4 protein-coding genes are annotated in these 3,449 nt (G+C 75.3%); 1 reads left to right on the forward strand and 3 read right to left on the reverse strand.

Translation table 11 applies throughout. The annotated features are described in order from the left end of the window. Nucleotides 1-558: TetR/AcrR family transcriptional regulator (locus ACTUAL_RS27885; RefSeq protein ID WP_440902321.1), on the forward strand; the 558-nt coding region annotated here is incomplete at its 5' end. Nucleotides 559-595: 37 nt separating this feature from the next. Here ACTUAL_RS27885 and ACTUAL_RS27890 read toward each other — a convergent pair. The 3 genes from ACTUAL_RS27890 to ACTUAL_RS27900 form a co-directional block, all read right to left on the reverse strand. Next, on the reverse strand, nucleotides 596-1,018 hold the full coding sequence (locus tag ACTUAL_RS27890; protein WP_096492524.1) for a VOC family protein: 423 nt from the start codon (nucleotides 1,016-1,018) through the stop codon (nucleotides 596-598). Nucleotides 1,019-1,116: 98 nt separating this feature from the next. Then, the gene (locus ACTUAL_RS27895) at nucleotides 1,117-2,223 is read right to left on the reverse strand and encodes a sugar phosphate nucleotidyltransferase (protein ID WP_440902322.1); all 1,107 of its coding nucleotides are present in this window, start codon (nucleotides 2,221-2,223) and stop codon (nucleotides 1,117-1,119) included. After that, a partial coding sequence (locus tag ACTUAL_RS27900) for a sugar phosphate isomerase/epimerase family protein (protein WP_440902323.1) occupies nucleotides 2,220-3,449 on the reverse strand: 1,230 nt, incomplete at its 5' end. The genes ACTUAL_RS27900 and ACTUAL_RS27895, both read right to left, overlap by 4 nt.

The raw sequence follows: 3,449 nt of genomic DNA on the forward strand, positions 1-3,449 counted from the left end.
GGGCGGGCCAAGCGGTCCGACGCCCGGCGCAACCAGGAGGCGCTGCTCGACGCGGCCTCGGCGGTGTTCGTGACGTCCGGGGTGGAGGCCCCGGTGCGGGACATCGCGGCCAGGGCCGGGGTGGGCGTGGGGACCATCTACCGGCACTTCCCCACCCGCGCGGACCTGGTGATCGCGGTGTTCCGGCACCAGGTGGACGCCTGCGCCGAGGCCGGGCCCGCGCTGCTGACCTGCTGCGCGTCGCCGCACGAGGCGGTGCGCCGGTGGGCCGACCTGTTCGTGGACTTCCTGGTGACCAAGCACGGCCTGGCGTCGGCGATGCGGTCGGACGACGAGGGGTTCCAGGCGCTGCACGCGCACTTCCTGGAGCGGTTGCTGCCGGTGTTCGAGCGGCTGCTGTCGGCGGCGGAGGCGGCGGGCGAGGTGCGGGAGGGGTTGGTGGCGCGGGAGGTGCTGATGGCGATCGGCAACCTGTGCATCGGCGCCGACCTGGACCCATCGTACGACGCCCGGCGCGTGGTGGGGTTCCTGGTCGACGGGCTGCGCCCCGCCGGGTGACCGCTCCCCTGCGCGCCGGGGAGCGGTCGGGCGCGGATCAGCCCTGGTAGGGGGCCGCGATGTCGAGCACCCAGGTGACGCCGAAGCGGTCCTTCAGCATCCCGTACAGCGGGGCCCACGCGGACGGCGCGAGCGGGGCGAGGACCTGCGCGCCCTCGGACAGCGCCTTCCAGCGGGTGGTGAGCTCGGCCTCGTCGTCGCCGCGCACCGAGACGAAGAACGGGGCCGCGCCCGCGTCCCACTCGCGGGACGGCGGGACGTCGTAGGCCATCACCGCGAAGCCCTCGGGGGAGGTGACCTGGCCCCACATGACCTGGTCGGCCTGCTCCGGGGTCTCGGCGGCGTGGGCGTCCGCGTAGGTGACCGCGACCAGGTGGCCGCCGAAGACCTCGCGGTAGAACTCCAGGGCCGCGCGGGCGTCGCCGCGGAAGTTCAGGTGGGGGGTGACGTTCACGGTCATCGGTGGTTCTCCTCGGTGTGCCGTCGTGCTGTGGGGACGACACTCGCAGGGGTAGCGGCCAGGTTGTGGCCGCTACTCCCGCGCGCGAGGGGAATTCGTCAGCGGTTGGCCGGTTCCAGGGCGCTCACCCCCTCGCGGGACTCGGCCAGGTGGTCGTCGACCACGGTGTCCCTGGCCGCCACGCCCGCCGGGACCACCGCGCCGGGCAGGAGCACCGAGCCGTGCACGAGCGCGCCCGGTTCGACCACCGCGCCGGGGAACACGACGCTGTCGCGCAGGTCGACGCCGCGCAGGTCGACGCCGTCCGGGAGGCGGTGCGGGAGCAGGCTGCCGGTCAGCGGGTCGAAGCGCGGCGGCTCGCCCGCCAGGGTCCTCGGCAGGGCGTCGGGCGGGAGCGGGGACGGGGTGGTCAGCAGCTTCATGTGCTCCTCGCGGTAGCGGGCGACGGTGCCCTCGTCGGCCCAGTAGGAGGAGATCGGGTGCTCCAGGTCGCGGTGGCCCTGCGCGATCATGTGCGGCAGGACGTCGCGGCTGATGTCGTGCTGCCAGGCGTCCTGCGGCTGCGCGTCCAGCTCGGTCAGCACCCGTTCCAGCACGTCCGCCTTGAACAGGCAGAACGCGGTGAACACCAGGTCCGAGGTCGGGTTCCGCGGCTTCTCCACGAGCCTGCGCACGGCCAGGGCGTCGTCCACCTCGACCATGCCGAACAGGGACACGTAGCGGCGCTCGATGCGCTGCACGCCGATCGTGACGTCCGCGTCCGCGGCCCGGTGGGCCGCGACCATCGGGCCGTAGTCCAGGTCGTAGACGTGGTCGGCGTGCTGCACCAGGACGTCCCGCGCGCCCGGCGCGAACACGTGCTCGGCGTTGGCCAGCAGGGCGTCCGCCGTGCCGCGCTCCGGCGGGCGCTCGGGCAGCGGGCCGTCGTGGCCGGAGCGGACCAGGGCGTCGTGCGGTCCGAAGTGGACCCTCAGGCCGTTGCCGTCCCAGTTGCGGCGCAGGTGGTCGATCAGGTCGCGCTCGCGGTGCAGCGACATCAGCACCAGCTCGGGGATGCCCGAGCGGACCGCGTTGGCGACGCTGAAGTCGACCAGCCTGCACGAGGCCGCGTACGGCACCAGCGGTTTGCAGGTGCGGTCGGTGAGCCTGCCCATGCGCTCGCCGAGACCTCCGGCGAGCAGGGCGGCGCGGACGTCGGAGGTCACCAGGTCCTCCCCTGCGGGCGGGACTGCGGGAGCAGCTCGCGCAGCAGGCGCGCCGAGGTGGCCGCCCCCTGCTCCCTGGGGACGAGGGCGTCCTCGTGCTCGACGTAGAGGGCCCCGGTGAAGCCGACGTCGAGCAGCGCGGCCGTGATGGCGGGCCAGGGCAGCTCGCCCGCGCCCAGGGTGCGGAAGCGGATCGCCGGGCCGGGCCCGTAGCGGGACCAGCCCGCGCCGCGCGGGTCGCCGGGGCCGGTCCAGCGCTGGAGGTCCTTGGCGTGGGCCGCCGCCGTCCGGTCGCCGAGGCGGTGGACCGCGGCCACCGGGTCGTGGCCGACCGCCGCCAGGTTCGCCACGTCCAGGCACAGGCGCACGTCGGCCGGGTGGTCCCCGGTGGCGTCGAGCAGGGCCTCGGCGCTGGCCGGGTCGTAGGCGACCTGCTTGGGGTGGGGTTCCACGAGCACGGTGACGCCGAGGTCGGCGGCCAGGTCGAGCAGCGGAGTGGCCGCGGCCCGCCACCGGTCGACGTTGTCGGACCAGGAGACGTCGCTGTGCCACCAGGACAACCAGCGGGACAGGTCGGGGACGCCGAGCATCAGCCGCACCTGGGGGACGCCCAGGTCGGCGGCGGCGCGGAGGGTGGCCTCGGCGTGCCGCCTGGCGTGGGCGGCCTTGTCCTCGGCGCTCCCCCGGTGGACCGGGTCGGTGTGCGGGCCGTGCGGGCCGAGCAGGAGCTGCGTGTCGCGGCTGTTGCTCAGGCAGCCCACGCGCGCGCCGCGCAGCGCCTCGGCGGTCTCCTCGCGGTAGCGGGGGTCGCGCTGCCAGCGGACCGCGTCGAACAGGCCCGAGGTGGTGTCGGTGGGCAGGTCGACCACGTCGGCGTCGGCCGCCGCCGCGAGCGCGGCCGTGAGGCCGGAGCCGCCCCAGGAGGCCAGGCACAGGCCCAACCCGATGGGAGTGGACCGCTTCAGGTCCACTGTGGACGGTTCGGGTTCCCGCCGCCTCGGGGCCTCTGAGAGGTCGAGCAGCCAGGCGGAGTGGTCCTCGATGGCGCGCGGCAGCACGATCTCGCCCGCGCGCTCGCAGGACTGGAGCGCGGCCCGGACGGTGCGGGCCGGTTCGTCCACCGGCAGGACCTCGGTGACCGGGAGCGCGGCGCGCAGGCGGACCTCCAGCTCCGCGAGGACCTCCGGGCAGCCGTGCGGCACTCCCCCGCCCACCGCGACCGGGAA

The sequence above is a fragment of the Actinosynnema sp. genome (assembly GCF_052038725.1).

What these genes read in the sequence shown, in the direction of transcription:
- ACTUAL_RS27890 (WP_096492524.1), bottom strand. Translation starts at nt 1,018, where the DNA reads ATGACCGTGAACGTCACCCCCCACCTGAACTTCCGCGGCGACGCCCGC.